Annotated in this window: 20 protein-coding genes and 3 pseudogenes; 7 read left to right on the top strand and 16 right to left on the bottom strand. The window is 49.3% G+C overall.

What is annotated here, in order from left to right:
* Window positions 1–250: 250 nt before the first annotated feature.
* Together DWX76_RS09315 and DWX76_RS13830 are read right to left on the bottom strand one after the other, a co-directional pair.
* A complete protein-coding gene (locus tag DWX76_RS09315) occupies window positions 251–760 on the bottom strand; it encodes a heme-binding protein (protein ID WP_118469480.1) in 510 nt (169 codons plus the stop codon).
* 266 nt (window positions 761–1,026) lie between these two features.
* Window positions 1,027–1,206 (bottom strand): hypothetical protein, encoded by a 180-nt coding sequence (locus tag DWX76_RS13830; protein ID WP_118471376.1) that lies wholly within the window; start codon window positions 1,204–1,206, stop codon window positions 1,027–1,029.
* Between DWX76_RS13830 and DWX76_RS09310 the strand changes: the two genes are divergently transcribed.
* From DWX76_RS09310 to DWX76_RS09300, 3 genes are all read left to right on the top strand, one after another.
* Window positions 1,181–1,570 carry an ATP-binding protein gene (locus DWX76_RS09310; protein ID WP_118570540.1) on the top strand — a complete coding sequence of 130 codons (390 nt, stop codon included), beginning with the start codon at window positions 1,181–1,183 and terminating at the stop codon, window positions 1,568–1,570. The genes DWX76_RS13830 and DWX76_RS09310 overlap by 26 nt on opposite strands.
* An 86-nt stretch (window positions 1,571–1,656) precedes the next feature.
* The gene (locus DWX76_RS09305; RefSeq protein WP_118570539.1) at window positions 1,657–2,052 is read left to right on the top strand and encodes a transcriptional repressor; all 396 of its coding nucleotides are present in this window, start codon (window positions 1,657–1,659) and stop codon (window positions 2,050–2,052) included.
* 353 nt (window positions 2,053–2,405) lie between these two features.
* Entirely contained in the window at window positions 2,406–2,948 is a 543-nt protein-coding gene (locus DWX76_RS09300; RefSeq protein ID WP_107000650.1) for an NADH peroxidase, read from the top strand.
* Between the two features lie 131 nt (window positions 2,949–3,079).
* Here DWX76_RS09300 and DWX76_RS09295 read toward each other — a convergent pair whose 3' ends face one another.
* From DWX76_RS09295 to DWX76_RS09270, 6 genes and pseudogenes are all read right to left on the bottom strand, one after another.
* Window positions 3,080–3,664, bottom strand: coding sequence for a GNAT family N-acetyltransferase (locus DWX76_RS09295; protein ID WP_118570538.1), 585 nt, complete (start codon window positions 3,662–3,664; stop codon window positions 3,080–3,082).
* 114 nt (window positions 3,665–3,778) lie between these two features.
* Window positions 3,779–4,768, bottom strand: coding sequence for a guanosine polyphosphate pyrophosphohydrolase (locus DWX76_RS09290; protein WP_118570537.1), 990 nt, complete (start codon window positions 4,766–4,768; stop codon window positions 3,779–3,781).
* 94 nt (window positions 4,769–4,862) lie between these two features.
* The gene (locus tag DWX76_RS09285) at window positions 4,863–6,047 is read right to left on the bottom strand and encodes an LL-diaminopimelate aminotransferase (RefSeq protein ID WP_118570536.1); all 1,185 of its coding nucleotides are present in this window, start codon (window positions 6,045–6,047) and stop codon (window positions 4,863–4,865) included.
* A gap of 19 nt (window positions 6,048–6,066) precedes the next feature.
* Window positions 6,067–7,684 (bottom strand): annotated as a pseudogene (locus DWX76_RS09280) (CTP synthase).
* 149 nt (window positions 7,685–7,833) lie between these two features.
* Window positions 7,834–11,128 (bottom strand): annotated as a pseudogene (gene carB / locus DWX76_RS09275) (carbamoyl-phosphate synthase large subunit).
* The gene (locus DWX76_RS09270; protein ID WP_118293832.1) at window positions 11,119–12,231 is read right to left on the bottom strand and encodes a carbamoyl phosphate synthase small subunit; all 1,113 of its coding nucleotides are present in this window, start codon (window positions 12,229–12,231) and stop codon (window positions 11,119–11,121) included. Before DWX76_RS09270 ends, carB begins: the two are co-directional and overlap by 10 nt.
* A gap of 441 nt (window positions 12,232–12,672) precedes the next feature.
* On the opposite strand from DWX76_RS09270, the gene DWX76_RS09265 reads away from it, so the two are divergent.
* Window positions 12,673–12,954, top strand: a complete 282-nt coding sequence (locus tag DWX76_RS09265; RefSeq protein WP_118570535.1) for a hypothetical protein — start codon at window positions 12,673–12,675, stop codon at window positions 12,952–12,954.
* A 69-nt stretch (window positions 12,955–13,023) separates the two neighbouring features.
* Window positions 13,024–13,503: an S-ribosylhomocysteine lyase gene (locus DWX76_RS09260; RefSeq protein WP_022359008.1), complete on the top strand. Its 480-nt coding sequence runs from the start codon at window positions 13,024–13,026 to the stop codon at window positions 13,501–13,503.
* 92 nt (window positions 13,504–13,595) lie between these two features.
* Here the strand turns inward: DWX76_RS09260 and hisD are convergent, their stop codons facing one another.
* From hisD to DWX76_RS09230, 8 genes and pseudogenes are all read right to left on the bottom strand, one after another.
* A complete protein-coding gene (gene hisD, locus DWX76_RS09255; RefSeq protein ID WP_412694032.1) occupies window positions 13,596–14,717 on the bottom strand; it encodes a histidinol dehydrogenase in 1,122 nt (373 codons plus the stop codon).
* Window positions 14,633–14,857 (bottom strand): histidinol dehydrogenase, encoded by a 225-nt coding sequence (locus DWX76_RS15085; RefSeq protein ID WP_412693799.1) that lies wholly within the window; start codon window positions 14,855–14,857, stop codon window positions 14,633–14,635. Before DWX76_RS15085 ends, hisD begins: the two co-directional genes overlap by 85 nt.
* A gap of 265 nt (window positions 14,858–15,122) precedes the next feature.
* The gene (locus DWX76_RS09250; protein WP_107000658.1) at window positions 15,123–15,542 is read right to left on the bottom strand and encodes a heavy-metal-associated domain-containing protein; all 420 of its coding nucleotides are present in this window, start codon (window positions 15,540–15,542) and stop codon (window positions 15,123–15,125) included.
* Complete coding sequence (locus DWX76_RS13990) at window positions 15,539–15,694, bottom strand: hypothetical protein (protein ID WP_022359011.1); 156 nt, start codon at window positions 15,692–15,694, stop codon at window positions 15,539–15,541. Before DWX76_RS13990 ends, DWX76_RS09250 begins: the two co-directional genes overlap by 4 nt.
* 201 nt (window positions 15,695–15,895) lie before the next feature.
* Window positions 15,896–18,078 (bottom strand): annotated as a pseudogene (feoB, locus tag DWX76_RS09245) (ferrous iron transport protein B).
* A gap of 32 nt (window positions 18,079–18,110) precedes the next feature.
* A complete protein-coding gene (locus DWX76_RS09240; protein ID WP_022359013.1) occupies window positions 18,111–18,335 on the bottom strand; it encodes a FeoA family protein in 225 nt (74 codons plus the stop codon).
* Window positions 18,336–18,429: 94 nt separating this feature from the next.
* Window positions 18,430–18,765, bottom strand: coding sequence for a FeoA family protein (locus DWX76_RS14460; protein ID WP_243022514.1), 336 nt, complete (start codon window positions 18,763–18,765; stop codon window positions 18,430–18,432).
* Window positions 18,766–18,956: 191 nt separating this feature from the next.
* Window positions 18,957–19,778 carry a TraX family protein gene (locus tag DWX76_RS09230; protein WP_118524391.1) on the bottom strand — a complete coding sequence of 274 codons (822 nt, stop codon included), beginning with the start codon at window positions 19,776–19,778 and terminating at the stop codon, window positions 18,957–18,959.
* A 353-nt stretch (window positions 19,779–20,131) separates the two neighbouring features.
* Here DWX76_RS09230 and DWX76_RS09225 point away from each other — a divergent pair, with 353 nt between their 5' ends.
* Complete coding sequence (locus DWX76_RS09225; RefSeq protein WP_107000661.1) at window positions 20,132–21,259, top strand: carbohydrate kinase family protein; 1,128 nt, start codon at window positions 20,132–20,134, stop codon at window positions 21,257–21,259.
* A gap of 175 nt (window positions 21,260–21,434) precedes the next feature.
* Complete coding sequence (locus tag DWX76_RS09220) at window positions 21,435–22,535, top strand: glycosyltransferase family 2 protein (protein WP_118570534.1); 1,101 nt, start codon at window positions 21,435–21,437, stop codon at window positions 22,533–22,535.
* The last annotated feature ends 605 nt before the right edge of the window (window positions 22,536–23,140 follow it).

Below are 23,140 nucleotides of genomic sequence, written 5' to 3'. Positions count from 1 at the left end.
TCACATTCTCTGGATCTCTCAGAGGCTTCTTTGCTGTGCAAAAACCATCTGAGTCATTGCAAATATTCTTTTCATATCAAATTTTATAATACTTGAATTATACCACCAGGTGGGGAAGTGCGCCATACAAAATAACGGATAATTCATCGCCATACGGCACAGTAAAACCACAAAAGACGCCTGCAAAAATGCAGATAGCTCATCTATCTCCCATTTCTGCAAACGTCTTTGTTTTTACAAGTCAATCGTTTTATGGCTGCTCTTTCCGAATCTCCGGAATCTCAACCCCCAGCTGTTTCGCCATCGCATCCGCGATCACCTGATGATCGTCCCAGTGTTCCATGCCGGATACCATCACATAGGCAAAAGGACGGCTTCCATCTCTCATGAAAACCGGAATGCAACCGCCGCACACGAAGAAGTTCTCCTCGCGCACTTTCCAGGATGCTTCCAGTTCTCCGGCTCTCGATGCCGTCAGCGCCCGCAGCGAGCTCATCCCCGTGAGCCGCGATGCTGCCAGCTTGTTGGTCATCCACCAGTCTGCTTCCAGCGTCGCGCCCTCCATCTTGTAGGCAAAGACGGTCGTCTCGTCCTCCACGATGCGGACAGCGACCGAACCGTGATATTTTTTCTCCGTGACCTCTGCAATCAAAAGTCCCAGCTCAAGCGCCTGTTTCCGGGTAAATGTGTCGTAGCAAAGTACGGATTCCTGCTGTTTCAGAATCTCATTCCATTGTTCTTCGGTGTAGAAATTCTTCATGTGTTCCCCCTCCTGTGTCGGTTTGTTTTCCCCTTGTGAATCAGGTTATGATCCCCCGGGGTTCATTATATCATACGTATTCTCACCCGTCCACTCACGAACCCGCGCTATCGCGCTCTACCGCCCTGCTTCGCATGGCTGTTCGTTCGTTAATGACGCAAGAAAAGAATATGTCTGCTTCGCAGCCGCATTCTTTTCTCCTGCGCTCATTATATTTTTTCATGAATACAGCTGTAAACACATTGGAATTTCATTTTGACTCGGCTTCATAAGGTATTTAGATAGATACCCGGTGTTTTTCCTTCGTATGTATCTTTCTCACTAAATGTCTCATCCAGCACCCAGCGGACCTTGACTTCCTTCCAGTTTTTATCGGTTTTCGTCCCGTCCGCACCCTCCAGCATTTTTTCCAGACCTTCAATGTCGGTCGATTTTTCGGTCCGCATCCAGCTTCCGCCATCTCTCCCGCTGCGTGAGCCGGAGCTTTGCTCGATCTTCGGCAATCTTCTGGAAAATGCTCTCGATGCCTGCCGGGAATGTACGGACAGCGCGCCGTTTATCCGCATCTGCGCCCAGGAGGATGCCAGTCACATCGTGATCGCCGTTGACAATACCTGCTGCCATCCGCCGAGCGAGGAAAATGGGCGGTTCCGCTCGACCAAACATGACGGGTTCGGCACGGGAACCGCCTCCATCCGTTCGATCGCCGAGCGCTACCAGGGCCTGGTGGATTTCCGGTATGAGGACGGGATCTTTTATGCATCGGTGATGTTGAAATTTGACTCTAAAATTTCTCACGGAAATCTTTGAAAAAAGATTGACTTTCATCGCGTCAGGACGCATAATATAAATAATAATCATTATCAATATTATTTAGAAGGATTGGAGTGTCGCTTATGAAAACCTTAAAATACAGCCGTCAGCGCGAATCGATCAAAGCCTGCCTGATGAGCCGGAAGGATCATCCGACCGCCGACGCCCTTTACACCAGCATCCGGGAACAGTTTCCGAATATCAGCCTTGGAACCGTTTACCGCAATTTAAACCTGTTAGTTGAGCTGGGCGAGATCCGGAAGCTGTCCTGCGGCGACGGCACGGATCATTTCGATTATGATACATCCCCACATTACCACTACGTCTGCCGCCAGTGCGGACGGGTCATGGATATTCCGATGGAAGCAACCAAGGAGCTGGAGACAGCCGCCAAAGAATTTGTGCCGGGAACGATCGACGACCATACCGTGTTTTTCTATGGGATATGCGATGAGTGTATGAAAGGGGAAAAGCACTAATATAGAAGCGGCTGATTTTGTATCGGAACAGACGGGACCAAATGAGCCGCTTCCCGATTTCTGCCATGCGCTGACCGGGTATGAATACATCACCAGTGAAAAAGTTCTGAGAATATCCAGGTTATCGATAAAAATGAAAAAAATAAGAATTATTTCTATTTTTTTCATTGACAAACACAGGAATCTATGATATCTTAATATCAGTAATCATTACTGATTTCATTTAAGCCAAATAAACGATTTCGTTTTAAAAGCTCCTATGAAACAGAATGGTTGCAAGCAACTTTACTATCTATTTATTGTTTCTATAAAACACGAAATTAAAAATTTATTTTAGAAAAGGAGAATTGACTATGAAGAAATTTGTCTGTACAGTATGTGGTTACGTATACGAGGGTGAGGCTGCTCCGGAGAAATGTCCAGTATGCGGCGCTCCGGCTTCCAAGTTCAAAGAGCAGTCCGGCGAGATGACCTGGGCAGCTGAGCACGTAGTTGGTGTGGCACAGGGTGTCAGCGAGGATATTCTCGAAGATTTAAGAGCTAACTATGAAGGCGAGTGCAGAGAAGTTGGTATGTACCTGGCGATGGCACGTGTGGCTCACAGAGAGGGCTATCCGGAAATCGGTCTGTACTGGGAGAAGGCAGCTTACGAAGAGGCTGAGCACGCTGCTAAGTTTGCAGAGCTTCTGGGTGAGGTTGTAACAGATTCCACCAAGAAGAACCTGGAGATGCGTGTAGAGGCTGAGCACGGCGCAACCGAAGGCAAATTTGACCTTGCAAAACGTGCGAAAGCTGCTAACCTGGATGCAATCCATGACACCGTTCATGAGATGGCTCGTGACGAGGCTAGACATGGCAAGGCATTTGAGGGTCTGTTAAAGAGATACTTCAACTAATCTGAGTGAATGAATGGACAGCGCATTACGGCGCTGGTGAATAAAAGAGAACTGATGAGGGCGTATGAAAATGGAAAATTCCTTTTTCATACGCCCTGTTTATTTTATGCAGATTTGTTTTATGTCTCTGTTCAAAAAGACGCCAAAATCTTATCTACCGTCTCCTTCTCCATCTCCCCAATCGGAATCATCTCCGCCGGTACGTCCTCATATGGCAGCAGCGCTTTCTCATACCAGGTAACATCGTGCCATTTTCCGCTCTTATAACCGGTATTTTTGCACACGCCCATCGTCCGGAATCCGCATCCGTTATGCATCGCATCGCTCTTCACATTCGGACTTGTCACCAGACTGTAGACGGTGTGGATGCCCTGTGCCTTTAAAAGCTCTAAAAGCACCAGAAGCATCCGTTTGCCGATGCCCTTCGACGTCACCCGACTGTCCAGATATTCAGAAAGTTCCGCATTCCAACGGTACGCCGCGCGCTCAAGCTGCTTATGCCCATATGCATAGCCAATGATTCTGCCCGTTTCATCCTCGCAGACAATCCACGGATATTCTGCCGTGATCGCCCGGATGCGCCCCTCAAATTCCTCCAGGGACGGCAGCTCCGTCTCAAACGTGATCGGCGTGTCCATATATTGTGCATAAATTTCCAATATCGCAGGTGCATCGGCGATAGCAGCCAGACGCAGGCGGCAGGATGTATGGTCCATAAACTGGTTCCTCCCTATCATTTTCGGTCATTTTTCCTTTACAGGCAACTATATATGAATCTTCCCGTTTCGTCAACTATTCGCAACCAGATTCATGCCTGCCCGTGAACCCCCTCAATCCACCAGCTCATTCTGATGCCTCGATAAATGCTCATATGGCAGAATCAGCCGCCCCCGGTACAGCCCGCAGCCGTCATTGACTAGGTCATTGTTGATCGCCGAAAACATATTGACATCCACTTCAGCTAAATTGAGCGATACCAGGCGCTGACAGCGTTCATATGCTTCATCAAAATAAATACATGCACCTTCCGGTATCTCATCCCGCCTGGCCCGCTCGCCCTCCTGGCGCTTTTCATAGCTTAAATGATTGGCCACGCCGATCTCCGCGATATCGTCCATGTGCTTCGTGCGAAGCTGTACCTCCACATAGCTTCTGGAACAATTATCGTAAAACGTAATATGCAGAGACTGGTAATCATCCGAACTATTTCCGCAGACATAATCACGGTAGTACGGCCTTACCTCCTCATCCATCAACGGGGAGGTACTCTCCTTCACCCCGTAAGCCGGTTCCGCCGTAAACCCGCGTTCCTCCAGAAATCCCGGAAGTTCATTCGCAATCTGGTAGAGGTACCGGATATCTGCCTCCTGCTGCGATTCCCCCGGTTTCAGGTAACACTTCGGCAGTGAAATCACGATCCGGTACGCGATCAGGTCGCGGAAACAGCTCAATCTCCGCTTCAAATCGGAGATCGACGGAAATGCCTTATGTTCCGTATAACAGTCATAAATATATTCAACGATATATCCATTAAATTTCGCCTCCGAGCGGATCAGCGACTTGATTCTTCCCTTAAAATTAAATGCCAGAAGCGGATATTCCTTTGCCATATGAATATAAAATTCCCGGATCTTCTGTGACTGGGTCGTCAGGAAATCGTTGTGTTCTAAAAGTTCCCGGATCTGAATCAGGAAATTTGCATGTATCAGGTCTATCTCATTGTTTGTCTGTTTTGCCTCTGTTTTCAAATCCCGGCTGTAATTCTTTAAAATCTTAAACATCGTATCGCCGGAATACAGATAATCGTTTAAGGTCACCATGAGCCTCACCTCCCTGCTTCAGCAAAAAAGGGACGGTGCGTAGGATAACAATGCCCCAGATGCACCAGCCCCCTTATTTATAAAATAGAGCTATTTATTTTCCGTAAACCTTCTTGATCCGCTCCATTGCCTCTTTTGTATTCGCAGTCGTACCAAATGCAGTCAGACGGAAGAATCCTTCTCCATTCTTACCAAATCCGCTGCCCGGTGTGCCGACCACATTTGCCTTGGCAAGCAGATCGTCGAAAAACTCCCAGGATTTCATGGCGTTCGGGCACTGCATCCAGATGTACGGTGAATTTTCGCCGCCGATGTGCCAGATTCCAAGCTCTTTTAAGGTCTCTGTCATGATCTTCGCATTGGTGCGGTATACGTCTAGGTGCTCGCGGCACTGTGCCATGCCCTCCGGTGAAAGAGCTGCCTCTGCGGCGCGCTGTACCGGGTAGGAAACGCCGTTAAACTTGGTTGTCTGGCGGCGCAGCCACATCTTGCGGATGGAAGAACCACCGCGCTCTAATTCAGACGGAACCACAGTATAGCCACAGCGGGTTCCGGTAAAGCTTGCCAGCTTCGAAAGGGAGCAGAACTCGATCGCGCAGGTCTTGGCGCCCTCAATCTCAAAAATACTTCTCGGAAGCGCCGGATCTGCTACGAAGGACTCATACGCCGCATCAAATAAAAGGATCGCATCCTGCTCGTTCGCATAGTCAACCCACTCTTTTAACTGCTCACGGTTGTACACACCGCCAGTCGGGTTGTTCGGGGAGCAGAGATAAATAATATCCGCTTTCTGTCCCTTCGGAGGCATCGGAAGAAAGCCATTTTCCACATTGGCATCCATAAATACGATCTTTCTGCCTGCCATCACGTTCGTATCCATGTAAACCGGGTATACCGGATCCGGGATCAGGACCGTGTTGTCCGCATCAAAGAGATCGAGGATATTTCCGACATCACTCTTCGCGCCGTCGCTGATGAATATATCCTCCGCCGCCACCTCAACCTGGAAGGACGCATAATACTTCTGAACTGCTACGCGCAGAAAATCATATCCCTGCTCCGGACCATATCCATGGAACGTAGCCGCCTTGCCCTGCTCCATAGCTGCTTTTGCAAATGCGTCAGCTGCTTTCTGGCAGATCGGAAGGGTTACGTCACCGATACCCATTTTGATTACTTTTGCCTCTGGATGGGCTTTGGTGTATTCATCTACTTTTTTAGCGATGGTGGAAAACAGATAGCTTTCTTCCAGATTTTTATAGTTTTCGTTGATCTTCATACTTTATTTTCTCCATATTTTAAGAATTTTTTTCCTTTACCTCCAGAGCCGCTTTCACAAACTCCCGGAAGATCGGATGTGCGCGGTTCGGGCGGCTCTTGAACTCCGGATGGTACTGAACTCCCAGATAGAACGGATGTCCCGGAATCTCCATCGCCTCTACCAGCGTACCGTCCGGAGACTGTCCGGAAAAGATAGCGCCATGCTCCATATAAACTTCCCGGAACTTGTTGTTAAATTCATAACGATGGCGATGTCTCTCTTCGATCAGACCTTTTCCATACGCTTTCATCATCAGCGTATCCGGACTGATGCGGCACGGATATGCACCCAGACGCATCGTTCCGCCCATGTCAGCCAGATCCATCTGCTCTTCCATCAGGGCAATGACCGGATGCTTGCTGTCCGGCGCAAATTCGGTTGAGTTCGCATCCTCATAGCCTAACACGCCTCTGGCAAATGCGATCGCGCGATCTGCATACCAAGGCAGATGCCAAAGTACGGGATATTGTTTCTTCTCGCATAATCAGCTGCCGCAATCATGCCCTCGATGCCTCGGATGCCGAAGCCGCCCGGCACGATGATACCGGTTGAACCGCCCAGGATTTCCGGTGCCGTCTCCGGGGTGATCGTCTCGCTATCCACCCAGTTGATCTCCACCTGCGCGCCATTTTCCCATCCGGCATGGTGCAGGGATTCTACGATCGACAGATAGGAGTCGTGCAGTTTGACGTACTTGCCGACCAGGGAAATCTTGACCGTCTTGCGGCTGTTCTTGATGCGGTCCAGCATATGTTTCCACTCCGTCAGATCGCACTCCTGCGGCGCTTTCTCGATGCCCAGCTCGCGAAGCACGATCTTGGCAAGTCCTGCTTCCTCCAGCATGATCGGCGCCTCGTAGAGAACCGGAAGGGTCAGGTTCTCGATGACGCAGTCCTCTTTGACGTTGCAGAACAGTGCGATCTTGCGGAAAATGGACGGATCGTCCACCGGACGGTCACAGCGCGCCACGATGATATCCGGCATGATGCCGAAGGACTGCAGCTGTTTGACTGAATGCTGGGTCGGTTTAGATTTATGCTCGCCGGAAGATTCCAGATACGGAATCAGGGTTACATGGATGAAGAGGCAGTTGCTGCGTCCCGCCTCGCAGGACACCTGGCGGATGGCTTCCAGGAACGGCTGTGACTCAATATCGCCGGTCGTTCCGCCGATCTCTGTGATAACGATGTCCGCATCGGTCTTTTCCTGCACGGATAGATAAATGATTTTATCTCATTTGTGATATGTGGAATCACCTGTACCGTCTCGCCCAGATATTCGCCGCGGCGCTCTTTATTTAGCACATTCCAGTAGACCTTACCGGTCGTCAGATTAGAATAACGGTTTAAATCTTCATCTATAAAACGCTCATAATGTCCCAAATCCAGATCCGTCTCCGCACCGTCGTTTGTTACGAATACTTCGCCGTGCTGATACGGGCTCATGGTTCCCGGATCGACGTTGATATACGGATCCAGCTTCTGCGCTGCTACCTTAAATCCCCGTGCCTTCAAAAGGCGTCCCAGAGACGCTGCTGTAATACCCTTCCCCAATCCTGATACAACACCGCCTGTCACAAAAATAAATTTTGCCATCTGCTTTTCCTCCTCTTCCTTTCTTTAAAATATTAATCCACTTTTTCCGTCATATATGATTCTGTCAAATTTTGCCTTCGCAAAAGATTTCAGCCTGCACGGATTCCGCAACCCTCAAAACGCAGAATCCATGCAGACCATCGTTCTTTTTAGTCGTTCTCATGCTCCTGAAGCACATAACCCGGAATCTGGATTTCTTCCGGTTTTTCCATCTGGCTCAGCTCTTTTCTAGCCGCTGCACCATGTGCAATGTGCGCGATATCTACCAGTTCAACGTTATCCTCGTTGTACTTGCTTTCCAGGGTCAGCGCCAGGACAGCCGCGGTATCAAGCGATGTCAGGCACGGAATACCAAGCTCGACTGCCTTTCTTCTCAGGCGGACACTGTCGCGTCCCGGCTGGCGTCCCGTCTTGGAAGTGGAAATTACATAGCTGATCTTTCCTTCTTCCAGCAGAGAAATGGTCGTCTCCTCTCCCTCTTTGGCTTCCTTCGGCTTCTTGACTAACGTTGAAGAAATGCCGACGCTGTTTAACCGGCTTGCAGTACCGGAGGTCGCGTAGATGTGGAATCCCATCGCCACATACTCTTTAACCAGCTCGCGCAGGTCGCTCTTATCGGTATCGCGGACACTGATTAAGACGCCGCCCTCGCGCTTCATCGTATATCCGGCTGCTACCAGGCCTTTGAACAGCGCTTCCTCCATCGTCCGGGCGATACCCAGTACCTCGCCGGTCGATTTCATTTCCGGTCCGAGCTGTGTGTCTACGTTGGACAGCTTCTCAAAAGAGAAGACCGGAACCTTGACTGCGTAGTACGGAGAGCACGGATACAGGCCTGTCTCGTAGCCCATGTCAGCCAGCTTCTCGCCCATCATGATGCGGGTTGCCAGATCAACCATCGGCACGCCGGTTACCTTGCTGATGTACGGCACGGTACGGGACGAACGCGGGTTGACCTCGATGATATAGATCGTATCCTCATGCAGGACATACTGGATATTGATCAGGCCTTTCGTATTCATGGACAGCGCCAGACGGATGGAATAGTCCACCAGACGGTCTTTCTGGCTCTCGGTCAGCATAAATGCCGGATATACCGCGATGGAGTCACCGGAATGGACACCCGCACGCTCGATGTGCTCCATGATACCCGGAATCAGAACCGTTTCGCCGTCGCAGATCGCGTCGACCTCCAGCTCGGTACCCATCAGGTATTTATCAATCAGGATCGCATTCTCAATCTTGTGTGAGAGAATAATCTTCATATACTCATGAATATCGGCGTCGTTGTACGCGATAATCATGTTTTGTCCGCCTAATACATAGCTCGGACGCATCAGAACCGGATAGCCAGATGATTTGCCGCCTGGATTGCCTCATCCTCAGTGTAAACGGTCTGACCCGCTGCCTGTTTCATATTTAATTTTTTCAGCAGGGCTGCGAAACGTCCGCGATCCTCCGCCATATCGATGCTGTCTGCCGGAGTGCCGAGAACCGGAATATTGTTCTCTACAAGGCATTTTGTCAGACGGATCGCTGTCTGTCCGCCAAAGGCCACAACTGCGCCGATCGGCTTCTCGATCCGGATAATATCCAGCACATCCTCCGGTGTCAGCGGCTCAAAATACAGACGGTCTGCTACGTTGAAGTCGGTGGAAACGGTCTCCGGGTTGTTATTTACGATGACAACCTCATAACCGGCTCTCTTTAACGACCATACGCAGTGAACAGAGGCGAAATCGAACTCGATACCCTGACCGATACGGATCGGACCGGAACCAAATACCATAACAACCGGTTTTCCGCTTGCATTCTCTTTAATAAATTCTTCTGCCTCATCTTCCTCGCCGAAGGTGCTGTAGAAGTAAGGGGTACTTGCCGTAAACTCAGCGCTGCAGGTATCAACCATGCGGTAGCATGCCGGAACATGCTTGATTTCCGAAAGCCCGGTCATCTCCTTGATGACTGCATCCGGGAATCCGTTCTGTTTGGCTTCCATATAAAGCGCATCGCTCAGAGTCTCAGACTGCATCCGGCGTTCCAGGGACAGGATATGCATCAGTTTATTTAAGAACCACTCGTCGATCTTGGTCAACTCATGAATCTCGGCAACGGTCACGCCGCGCTTGAAGCTCTCATAGATTGCAAACAGACGCTCGTCATCCTGCGCCAGAATTTTTTCTCTCAGCTCTTCCACACTCATCGGCGCCAGTTTCTTCATATTCAGGCTGTTCTGGGAGATCTCCGCGCCGCGGACTGCTTCATGAGCGCCTGCTCAAAGTTGCGGCCGATCGCCATAACCTCGCCGGTTGCCTTCATCTGGGTACCCAGCTTCCGGCGTCCGTAAACGAATTTATCAAATGGCCATTTCGGGAATTTAACCGTTACATAGTCAAGGGCCGGCTCGAAGCATGCCATCGTCTCGCCGGTTACCTCGTTCGGGATCTCGTCCAGATGATAACCGATCGCAATCTTAGTTGCCACGCGGGCAATCGGATATCCGGTTGCTTTCGAAGCAAGGGCGGAAGAACGGGATACACGCGGGTTTACCTCGATAACGGCATATTCAAAGCTCTCCGGATTCAGCGCAAACTGGCAGTTGCAGCCGCCCTCGATGCCCATCGCCTGGATAATATTCAGCGCTGCAGAACGAAGCATCTGGTATTCCTTATCCGCCAGCGTCACAGCCGGTGCGATAACAATGGAGTCGCCGGTGTGGACGCCGACCGGGTCAAAGTTTTCCATCGAGCAGACCGTAATCTCGTTGCCGATGGCATCGCGCATTACCTCAAACTCGATCTCCTTCCATCCGGAAATACATTTCTCAACCAGAATCTGATTGATCGGTGACAGGCGGATACCCGCCTCCGCGATGTTGTAAAGCTCTTCTTTATTTGCCGCAATACCGCCGCCGGTACCGCCCAGGGTAAAGGCCGGACGCACGATAACCGGGTAAGAAATAACCTCGGCAAAATCAAGCGCATCCTCGATGGTGGTGACAACCTTGGACGGAATGACCGGCTCACCGATAGCTTCCATCGTATCTTTAAAGCACTGGCGGTCCTCCGCCTTATCGATGGTCTCCGGGGACGCGCCGAGAAGCGTTACATTGTGGCTCTTTAAGAAACCTTCTTTGGCAAGCTCCATGGACAGTGTCAGTCCGGTCTGTCCGCCCAGGGTGGACAGGATGCTGTCAGGCTTCTCTTTTTCAATGATTCTCTTGACAAATTCCAGGGTCAGCGGCTCGATGTATACGTGATCCGCAATGGCGCTGTCCGTCATGATGGTTGCCGGGTTGGAGTTTACTAAAACGACCTCCAGACCTTCCTCTTTTAAAGCCCGGCACGCCTGCGTTCCTGCATAGTCAAACTCTGCCGCCTGACCGATGACGATAGGGCCGGAACCGATTACCATAACTTTTTTCAGGGATTTATTTAACGGCATGACGCGCCCTCCTTTTCCTTATAATCTCTCATCATCTGAATGAAACGCCCAAACAGCTCTTCCGTATCCTTCGGACCTGCACAAGCCTCTGGATGGAACTGGACGGTAAATGCCGGCATATCGTGGTAGGTGATCCCCTCGCAGGTGCCGTCGTTGACATTGATAAATGTCTCCTCCGCGCCCTCCGGCAGCGTATCGCGCAGTACCTCATAGCCGTGGTTCTGGCTGCTGATGTAGACGCGTCCGGTCGTCAGATCCTTGACCGGCTGGTTCGCACCTCTGTGACCGAATTTCATCTTTCCAGTCTTCGCGCCCTTGGCAATCGCCAGCAGCTGGTGTCCCAGGCAGATGCCGAACATCGGTTTTCCAGCCTTCGTAATCTTTCGGATCTCCTCGATGATCTCCGGGTTGTCCTCTGGGTTGCCTGGACCGTTGGAAAGCATGATTCCGTCCGGATTCATCTTAAGAATCTCCTCCGCCGTCGTACCTGCCGGAAGGTCAGCCACGCGGCATCCGCGCCTAGTCAGCTCGCGGATGATATTTTCCTTTGCGCCGAAATCCCAGAGCACAATCTGGAACTCTTCTTTCTCATCCGCCGGTTTGATCTCACATTTCTTTGGTGTAACGGTTTCAACTGCCTTTGTAATGTGGAAGTTTTTCACTTCCTCCAGCTTTTTCGCATCATACGGCGGCTTCACCTCGGTCAGCCAGCCGTTCATCGAACCGGATTCACGAATGGTTTTTGCCAGCTTTCTCGTATCGATTCCATAGACGCCCGGGATGTTTCTTTCTTTAAAAAAGGTGTCAAGATCCCCACTGCATCTGAAGTTGGAAGGTTCCTGACACCACTCTTTTACGATATAGGCTGATAAATATACCTCTTCATTCTCGAAGTCCTGCGGAATCACTCCGTAGTTTCCGATTAACGGAAATGTCTGAACGACAATCTGTCCAAAATAGCTGGGATCTGTGATCGTCTCAAGGTATCCTGTCATACCGGTTGTGAATACGACTTCTCCGGTCACTTCACGTAAAGGAGCGCCAAAGCTTTTTCCCTCAAAATAGTCGCCGTTTTCCAACAGAAGATATACCGGTTTCTCCATCTGGTCACCATTCCTTTCTCTCTCGTACCCCGCCTGTGAATAGCTTCATGCAGGCAGTTTACTTTTTCATTCTCAATAGCCTCACATTTGAGCAAATCTGTTTTTCCTCAGATGCGTTTTTCACATCATTACAGACGTATTTTATAAATTGTCTGATTCTGCAAAAAAGGCGTCCATGAGCAGAGCCCATGAACGCCTTTGTTCATATTCTGAAAGATTATAGCATAGGAAAGTTCTATGCGTCAAGAGATTTTTTATACATTTTTTTATGTTTTATACGTCATTTATGCATTTTTATGCATTTCTGCCTATTGTTTTTCATTTTTATTTATTATGCAAACATCAAGTATACATATGTAAGGATTTATTAAGGAATAAGTAACACGGTTGTCTATTCCATCCTGTATACTGTCTCTATTACTTAACAGGAGGTATTGATTTATGAGTCTCTTTCTTTTAGTTTTATTCCCACTAAGCTTTTTACTTGCCATTCTTGCTTTTTTTACAGGTAAAACTATGGCATACATCCTTACGCTTGGCAGTTATGCCTGCTTTGCACTCTTTCTGCTGCTTTCCCTTCATGACATCAATCTTCGCATGATGACTCAGGATATCAGCGGTATCCAGGATATCTATCCCTCTATTGAGTCTATCTGTATTCCTGCGTTTCTTGCTTTAAATGTAGTAGCTGGCTTCCGCGTTTTTAAGACTGCAAAAAAATAAGTGCTTGTTCTTATGCCTGTTTCTTTATATAATAAGGACAGGCATTTTTGATTTAGGAGGTATTTTTTTATGGATAAAATTACCAGTTTTACTATCGACCATCTGAAACTGCTCCCTGGCGTCTATGTATCCCGTAAGGATCGCGTGGGCGATCAGGTCATCACCACCTTTGATATCCGCATGACACGCCCCAACTATGAGCCAGTCATGAATACGGCGGAGGTTCACACCATCGAGCACCTGGCTGCCACCTGGCTGCGAAATAACGAGGAGTGGAAAGACCGCGTCCTCTACTTCGGACCGATGGGCTGCCGCACCGGCTTCTACCTGCTTCTCGCAGGCGACCTGACATCCGAGGAGATCGTGCCGCTGATGAAAGGGCTCTTTACTTTCATGCGCGACTACAAAGACGAGGTTCCGGGTGCTTGTGCAAAAGATTGCGGCAACTACCTCGATATGAACCTGCCGATGGCAAACTGGCTGGCTGACCGCTTTCTGCGCGAAGTCTTAGATGGAATTGGTCCGGAGAGACTGGTTTATCCGGAATAAGAGACAAGAATGGCAGGCGGTATGCTTTGAAACACCAAAACCCCCAGATGCTGCAACATCTGAGGGTTTTATTCTATTATTTTCTATTTTCCCTATTTTCTTGCATCCGCAGCCGCTGCATGTCCAGATAATCCTTCTCCATGCGCCATACGCGATACAAGCGGTGCGATCCGCGCGGATGCCTCCGGGGTCATGCTCTGGTGGGTACAGGTCTTTAAGAATGTACCAACCCAGACGCCACCGGTATAACGTGCCGCCCGAAGAGTCGGAAGTGTGTGGTTGGTTCCGGAAGCATAATCACCAAATACCTCCGCCGTATTCTGACCGATAAACAGGGAGCCGTAATTAACCAGCTTCGGAATCAGTGCATCCGGATCTTCCACGTTGATCTCCAGATGCTCCGGTGCATACTCATTCGCATACTGAACTGCCTCGTCCAGGCTGTCTACCACGCCGATCTCTCCAAACGTATCCCAGGACTGTCTCGCAATCTTTGCCGTATCCAGAATCTTCAGCTCTTCCTCTACCGCCTCAATCACGCTCTTTCCAAATGCCTCATCCGTTGTCAGAAGAATGCCTTTCGCATTGACATCATGCTCGGACTGTGCCAGCAGATCGGCAGCTACAACCTTCGCACTCGCTTTTCCGTCCGCAATTACCAGGACCTCGCTCGGTCCGGCTACAAAGTCGATGCCGACCTGCCCGTAGCACTGACGTTTCGCCTCGGTTACGAAGCGGTTACCCGGTCCTACAATAATATCCACCGGCTTGATGCTCTCAGTTCCATAGGAAAATGCTGCGATCGCCTGTGCGCCGCCCAGTGCGTAGATCTCATCCACGCCAGCCAGATCCATCGCAACCAGTGTCTTGGCGTTAATATGACCCGTTCCCCGCACTACCGGAGAGCAGGCGGTGATACGTTTTACTCCCGCTGCCTTCGCCGGAGTCGCTAACATCAGTGCCGTGGAATACAGTGGATAATTGCCGCCCGGCACATAACAGCAGCAGGACTCCACCGGAATGATGCGGTGTCCTAAAAAGACCCCCGGCTCTGGGCTGAAATTGTCAAGGGGTTTCACTGTCTGCCTCTGCGCGTTCGCAAATGCCTCAATATTGTGATGCGCCGCTTTCAGATCCGCCAGCTCCTGCTCGCCCAGCTCCTTATAAGCCGCATCAATCTCCTCCCGGCTGACCCGCAGCGATTCACGGTACATCCGTCAAACTTCTCATTGTACTCCCTCAGAGCCGCGTCCCCGCGCCCCCGGACCTCACCAATAATCCCCGCCACGGTCTCTCGCAGATTCCGATTATCTTCCTCGCTTCGAACCTGTGCTTCTTTTATAATCTTGATCATACGTTCTGCCTCTCTGTATAAGTTTTATCATTTTTTCCAAGTATACCACAAGTCTTTTTATTTTGCGATACAAAATAAACCTATCCAGCACATCTGAAACCAGAACGTTACTGTACACGGGTAGGCACTTTTGGAACCGAAAGTGCCGTAAGAAAACGTGGTGGCAGCAGGAATTTGCCGTATTTAAATGCGAAGCCACGGCAAATTCCGTTACTGGGCACGTTTGCGTGAACAGTAACACCAGAACAGGATCACACTTTTTCTCTTAGACAACCGTCTCAATATTCTTAACCACAAATCCCTCTTTTTCAACCGCTTCCTGCAGCTTCGCATCGTCCACGCCATTCTCATAGAACACGCGGGCAATGCCTCTGTCTACGTCCGCATCTGCACGGATGACGCCGTTCTGGGCGGTCAGGGCTTTTTCAACGGATTTCTTGCAGTTTGCACAGTGCATACCCTCGATCCGCATGATCTTGGACGGGGTACCCGCTGTAACCGCTTTCTTGGAAAGATCTTCGCCGCGCGCACCAGCATTCCCATCGCTGCCGCAGGAACCGCAGCTTCCACCGGAGCATCCGCAGCATCCGCCGCCCTTTCCCGTGTAATGACGGATCGCCGAACGTAATGCCAGCAAAAGCAAAATCGCTACTACAATTAAAATTCCAATATCAATCGGTCTCATACGTTATCGTCCTCTCTTCTCTGACTTTTCGATGAATGGCTTCGGAGTATCTTTTTTATTTTATCATACACACGGCAGATAAAATATCCTACAAAATAAACTACCAGAAAACCAATCACACCATAAAACATGGAGCCGGATGAATCTCCCATCTATGCTTTCTCCTTTTCTTTTTTGAAATCGAATAAAGCTGCCTCCAAACAGCAGACTTTCATCCTGCTATCCGAGGCAGCCTTATAAAGGATTAATTTTATCACTTATGATTACAGGCACCTGCCGATGCCCGGTCAGCGGAAACGCAAAACCACCGGCCGGACGGCAGAACCTGTTTTATTTTTCATTTAGAAACTAACTTATGAAGCTGCCTCTACAGAGCTTCTTGTGTAGCTCTTCTGATCCTTGTATGGATCCGGACGGAACAGCATGAAGAGCATGAATACCAAAAGGACTGCTGCCACGATAGTCCATACGTTGAATGCAACTGCGCCAAGTACCAGACCACCTAACTGATATACAATCAGGGATACAGCGTAAGCGAAGAGATTCTGATACAGGATAGCGAACCAGAACCATTTTCTGGACTGGAGCTGCTGTGCCATCGTTGCGATAGCTGCCAGACACGGAGAGTCAAGCAGGTTGAACAGCAGGAATGTAAAGGCTGCGATGGTTGTCGGGAACCATGTCTGGATTGCTGCTGCTACGACATCGGTCTCCTCAGACAGATCCTCGGATACATTTGCCAGAACGCCCATGGTGGAAACGATAGCCTCTTTTGCTGTGAAACCAGTGATGGAAGCTGCAACCGGCTGCCACTCGCCGAAACCAAGCGGACGGAACAGGATTGCGATAGCGCCGCCCAGCATAGCCAGGATAGAATCAGCAGATTCTTCTACCAGACCAAATCCACCGTCTACAAATCCGAAGGAGGACAGGAACCACATAACAACGCAAGCCAGGAACAGGATTGTACCAGCCTTGATGATGAATCCCTTCAGACGCTCCCAAACATGAAGGAGAACGGTCTTAGCGGACGGAATGTGGTACGCCGGAAGCTCCATAACGAACGGAGCTGGTTTGCCGGAGAACGGTTTGGTCTTCTTTAACATGATCGCGGATACAAGAACCGCAGCGATACCTACAAAGTACATGATCGGAGCCATCATAGTAGCCAGATCCATGTCGCCGCTCATATAACCAGCCATAACGCCGCCCATCAGAGCGATAACCGGCAGCTTCGCACCACACGGAACGAAGGTTGCTGTCATGATGGTAAGACGTCTGTCGTTGTCCTGCTCGATGGTCTTGGACGCCATGATACCAGGAACGCCGCAGCCAGAAGAAATCAGCAGCGGGATGAAGCTCTTACCGGACAATCCGAAGTGACGGAATACACGGTCCATAACGAATGCGATACGTACCATGTAACCACAATCTTCCAGAATGGAAAGGAAGAGGAACAGGATAGCCATCTGCGGAACGAAACCAAGAACGGCACCAACACCGCCGATGATACCATCCACTACAAGGCTTACAATCAGGTCAGAAGCGCCTGCTGCTGCCAGTGCATCGCCAGCCCAGCCCTGAATTGCGCCAACAAATGTATCATTGGTCCAGTCTGTTACGAATGTACCAACGGTAGTAACGGATACATAGTAAACCGCCCACATAACAAGAACAAAGATCGGAATACCAAGTAAACGGTTGGTTACGATGCTATCGATCTTATCCGAAAGACTCATCTTCTGAGCCGGTTTCTTTACGGTCTCCTCGATAACCTTCTGGATGTATACATATCTCTGGTCAGTGATAACGGACTCAGCGTCATCATCAAACTCTTTCTCCAGCTCCTTGGTGTAACGGGAGAAACGGTTGTCTGCACTAAGACCAAGCTGCTCTACAACCTTGCTGTCATTCTCGAGAACTTTGATTGCGTACCATCTCTTCTCTGCTTCCGGAATGCTGGACGGAAGCTCTGCCTCGATTGCGCTTACTTTATCCTCTACGCTGCCCTCGAAAATAGCGCTTACAGTGCCTGTTGCATGGCTCTTTGCAACTTTGATTGCCTCTGCAATAACTTCCTTTAGACCGGTTTTCTTCAGCGCGGAAGTCTCAATGATCGGGCAGCCAAGTTTCTTGGACAGTGCCTTTACATCAATGTTGATGCCGTTCTTCTTCAGAAGATCGCACATATTTAAAGCGATAACAACCGGAATACCTGTCTCGATCAGCTGTGTGGTCAGATACAGGTTACGCTCAATGTTGGTTGCATCGACTAAGTCTACGATGACATCCGGATTCTCTTTTAAGATAAAATCACGGGTTACAACTTCCTCCAGTGTATACGGAGAAAGGGAATAAACTCCTGGAAGGTCCGTTACATTTACCTCTCTCCCGAAGCATCTTTTAATTTACCGGTTTTCTTCTCAACTGTAACACCCGGCCAGTTACCTACATACTGGTTTGCACCCGTCAGTGCGTTAAACATGGTTGTTTTACCGCAGTTCGGGTTACCCGCCAAAGCAATATGAATTGCCATTTTTCATCCTCCTGCTTTTTTAATCAAACTTATTAAACTGTCTGAACATCTACGCACTCAGCATCGGCTTTACGAAGTGAAAGCTCATATCCACGAATCGTAACCTCTACCGGGTCGCCCAGCGGAGCTACTTTTCGAATAAAAATCTCGCTTCCCTTCGTGATGCCCATATCCATGATGCGGCGTTTGTATGCGCCTTCGCCATGAATCTTGACAACTTTGACGGTAGATCCAACCTGTGCATCTTTAAGCGTCATTCTCTGTTCCTCCTAACCATTCCAATTTTTTACTCGGGATTCCGTCTGCTTTTCTACCATACAACCTGCTCCGGAATATCCCCATTCCCTTGTCTTAGATCAGAATGTGTCTTGCCTGATCCTTATTTATAGCCACTCTGGACTCCTTTACGTGAATAATCACGTCTCCGTCCAGCTGGGTTATCAATTTTACTTCGGTTCCCTCGTTAAATCCCATGGATTTTAAATGAGAACGAACCTCTGTGTTTCCGCTGATCTTTTTGATCGTATAGGCGGTTCCTACGGTTGCCATCGAAATCGGCATTGCTCCCTGCATACGATTCTCCTTCCTCTGTTTTTCCACCTTCTGCCCGTCATGATGTCTCACTTGGCGGAAACGGCTGTTTTCATCTGCCGGTAATCTAATTGATTCGCGTACATTAATTTTCATTAGTGCCTGCTAACAGTTGTTAGAGAGAGCTAATTTTCATTAGATGAGACTAATTTTCATTAGTTTCTCCTAACCCATACATAAGGTTAGCACATGCTAACTTTATTGTCAAGTTTTTTTGCCTGACCTGGAAATAAAAAAAGGGCGTGTTTTACGCCCGAAAATTGTCAAAAATTCCCATAGGATAAAAGTCATCCCAGCCATTTTCCCACAAAATACAGCGTCAAAAGATGCGCCGGATAATAGACATAAAAGAAGGAACGAAATCTGCTCCGACCTCTGGAGCCATCATATAACATGAAGCAGACAGCCGTGAGCGCCAGCACCCAGAGGGGTTCCTGCCACGCGAACGCTCCGATGAGAACGGCAACGATTATCTTCATAAACACCCCTGCCGTTTTCTCATGAAAAAGAATGTTCCTTGGCACGTTAGTGCCTTTTTGTGTAATAGGGAATTCCAAGGAATTTCCTATTACACAAAAATAAAATGCCAGCACCATTCCCATCCCCCATGCGCCGCCGTCTGCTCCCGCCGCTTCTGTCAGCGTACAGAACACTGCCGTTAGCACCAGCTTCTCCCAGATACCGTTTCCATACCGCTCTAACAGCTCCATCGCAACCAGCGCCAGAAAAAAGGTCAGGCAGACATTCTGGTGCTGTGCATCCATCCACCGTCCGGAAAATGCCAGATCATACGGAATCTCCGACACAACCGCCGCCAAAAGCAGCCTCCGTCCATAACATCTGCGATCCCGCGTGTGAAAAAAACCTTCTACTAATAAAAAGGCGAACAATGGAAACGCCAGATCCCCAAATGTCCGGAATCCCGGAACCGGTCTGCAGATCACCGCAATGTGGTCTGCCGTCATCGCCAGGAGTGCTAAATATTTAAGGGCGGAGGCGCTGAGATGGAGGCGGGTTAAAACCACTCTTTCCATCCCCTCTGATTTCTCATTCTGCTTTTCCTTGATTCGATCTTTTATCGCACTCTCCTCCCTTCGTTTCCTGTCCATTCTATCTCTATTCCATCAAATTATACTGAACATTTCACCCGCTGTCCATCCGCACTTTTCCATTCCCTTTTTCTCCATCTCCCCTATTTTCCCATTCTCATTTTCCACTCTTTCTCCCCATCTTTTTTCTTTATTTTCTCTAATAAAAAATGTAGTTTTTTCTTATAAATAAAGGCTTTTCGGCACTTTTCCGCGTCTTTTTTACACTAATTTTACATTTTATTTGACAAACGAAAAACCGTGTTATATTCTGTAAATGGTGCTGGTGCGAGATCCTGCTGAAAAAGCAAAAATCCCGCACCGCTCTTCATTTTAAATACTAAAAAATACACGGACAAAAGAGGTAGAATCTCATGGCAGGTTTAGATATTATTTGCATTGGCGCTATCAATTATGACTATATGTTTCACTGCACCGGGCTTGATCTGGTGGAGACATCCGCCGGTGGAGGCGACGAGAACTTAAGCAACCCGATTTCCGATGTGGAAAACGATATTCAGGAGCTGGCGATAAAAGGCAAGGAATACACAACCCAGATCGGCGGTTCTGCTTTCATCACCCTGAAAGTGGCAAAGCATATTCTCCCTAACCTGCAGGTCGCTTACGTCGGCGTGTGCGGCACGCCCAGTCCATTCGATCTGCGCTTCGGCAAGACAAATGACATTGACGCCGAGCTGGCGCACCTGGATAACCGTGACTGGCTGTTTACCACGCGCGAGCGCTTCGACGATCCATATTCCAAAGCGATTGCCAAATCGATTGTCCGCCTTTATAATCACACGCGCAATTGCATCAAGATCGCGCCGTGTGCCAACAACACTCTCTTAGACCGCATCCATGAACAGGAAGCCCGGACGGGAACCACACTGGCGGAGTACCTCGCGCAGGCGCGCTGGATCCACCTGTCATCTCTGTCTGATTTCGACCAATTCGAGGCAATCATGCAATCGGTCATCCAGGCAAAACATTTAAATCCTGCCATGAAAGTCAGCATGGATCCTGGTTTTGAGTATACATCGCTGCGCCGTGAGCGCTTACAGCCACTGATCGCATATGCCGATTATGTTTTCTTAAATAAATCCGAAAAGAAAAACCTCGGCTTCAATGCCCGCAGCGCCCGTCCGCTCTACGCGAACCTCTGTGAGTATTTTTCTGCGATCAACCCGGATCCCACCCGCACCCTCATTGTCAAGCACGATGACCGCCATGAGCTGATCCATTTTAAGGACGGCGTATGTCAGATCCGCACAGTCCGCCACAAAAAGCTCTACCAGTACCAGTTAAACAACGATACCGGCGCCGGTGATTCCTTTGCCGGCGGTTTCATCAGCGGTATGCTCGATGATCGGCTCAATTCGGATATCGCTGAGCCGATCCAGCTCGGTGTTCTGGCTGCCAAGGGACGGATGCGTAGTTTTGATTATGAGAACCCGTATCTGAATATACAGAAATTGACCGATGCTTTTTTCGAAGCTCTATAATATTTTTTTCAAGTGCTGTTAAATAGCGCAGAGTGAATTGCAGCCATCATTTCAGGAGAAAAGTACGTTACTTTTCTCCTGTTTATCCTTATATAATTATATATATAATGTCTGTACACATCTAAAAACTTCTTTCATATATTAATATCAATTTGATATTGATTTTGGAGATCCCATGATCCGCCTCAGCCTATGTATGATCGTCAAAAATGAAGAAGCCGTTTTGACGCGTGTTTTAGCATCTGCCATACAATTTGCGGATGAAATCCTCGTCGCCGACACCGGTTCCACCGATCGAACTGTAGAAATCGCCCGGCAATACACCAAACATATTTATCACTACCCGTGGAACGATGATTTCGCCGCCGCGCGCAATTTCATCTGTGAAAAGGTCACAACCGAATACTGGATGTGGCTCGACGCCGACGATGTCGTTCCCGCAGAATCGATTACAGCGATTTTAAAGTTGAAAGAAACTTTAAGCAAATCCCCGCAGCCCGACGTTGTCATGATGAAATACATCGCTGGATTCCAGCCGGACGGCACACCTGCATTTACCTACGATCGCGAACGGATTTTGCGAACGGACCGGCATTTTCTCTGGAAAGGACGCGTCCACGAAGCCATCGCGCCACGCGGCAGAATTCTCTATTCTCCTATTCAGATCGAACACCGGAAGCCTGCTTCCGCTTTCACCCATTCTGACCGGAACCTGAAAATCTATGAAACAATGCTTGCAGACGGCGAACTGCTCGATCCGCGCCATCAATACTACTACGCCCGCGAACTCATCGACCACAAACAATACGAAAAAGCCCGCCCGGTTCTGGAACATTTCCTAAACGAACCGGACGGGTGGTATGAAAATAAGGCGGACGCCTGTCTGCTTCTGGCGCGCTGCCATGAAATACTCAGAAATATAGCTGCCAGTCAGCTTTCCCTGTTCCAGAGTTTTCTCTACGACCGCCCACGTGCTAAAACCTGCTGTGAGATTGGACGGTTGAAACTTTCCCTCGGCGAAATTTCCCAGGCTGTTTTCTGGTACCAGCTTGCCCTCAAAGACCGACCAGAATATCATCCAAATGCCTTTATCGAAGCCGATTACTATGATTTCATTCCTTTAATCCAGCTCTGCGTCTGCTATGATCGGATGGGAAACTATGATAAGGCACTGTATTATCATAAGAAAACAAAAAAAATCCGCCCGGATTCTCCGGCGGTTTTGACAAATGAAGAATACTTTCAAACCATCTCCTCAAACCATAAAACAAACTGATTACCTATCTTGTGACATTCTCTCCGACCTCTGCGGTGGTCTGAGCGGCGGACCGGGAGTCGTTCCATCCAGCGGCATCCACACTTCCTACATTCATTCTTACCGTCTTCCACACTTATAATATTCCACAGTTCCCAGCCCTCAATTTCCCAGCCCTTTTCTGCTAATGCACATCTCTTTCATCGCACACATATACTACATCAGGATGGATGTCCTAAATCTGGAAAGGAGTTTTTTATGTTTCGCCATTCATGTAATTATCCCTACTATTTTGATGATAGTGACTATAAAAATAACGGCTATGGAGGCTATGGACGCGATCGCGGCTGTCCCGGTTCTTTTGAACCCTACAACTGCTGTCGTCCCGGTCCCATAGGACCACGCGGCTGCCCCGGACCGATCGGACCTGTCGGTCCCACTGGTGCTGCCGGACTCGATGGACTGGACGGCGCTACGGGTCCGGCTGGTCCGACTGGGCCGACCGGCGCTACCGGTCCTGCGGGTCCAGCTGGGCCGGCTGGCGCTGACGGGGCTGCGGGCGCTGCGGGTCCGACTGGGCCCGGCTGGCGCTGACGGGGCTGCGGGCGCTGCGGGTCCGACTGGGC

This window comes from Clostridium sp. AF21-20LB, assembly GCF_003478795.1.
Lineage (GTDB): Bacteria > Bacillota > Clostridia > Lachnospirales > Lachnospiraceae > Otoolea > Otoolea fessa.
This window is presented reverse-complemented; position numbering and strand designations above follow the sequence as displayed.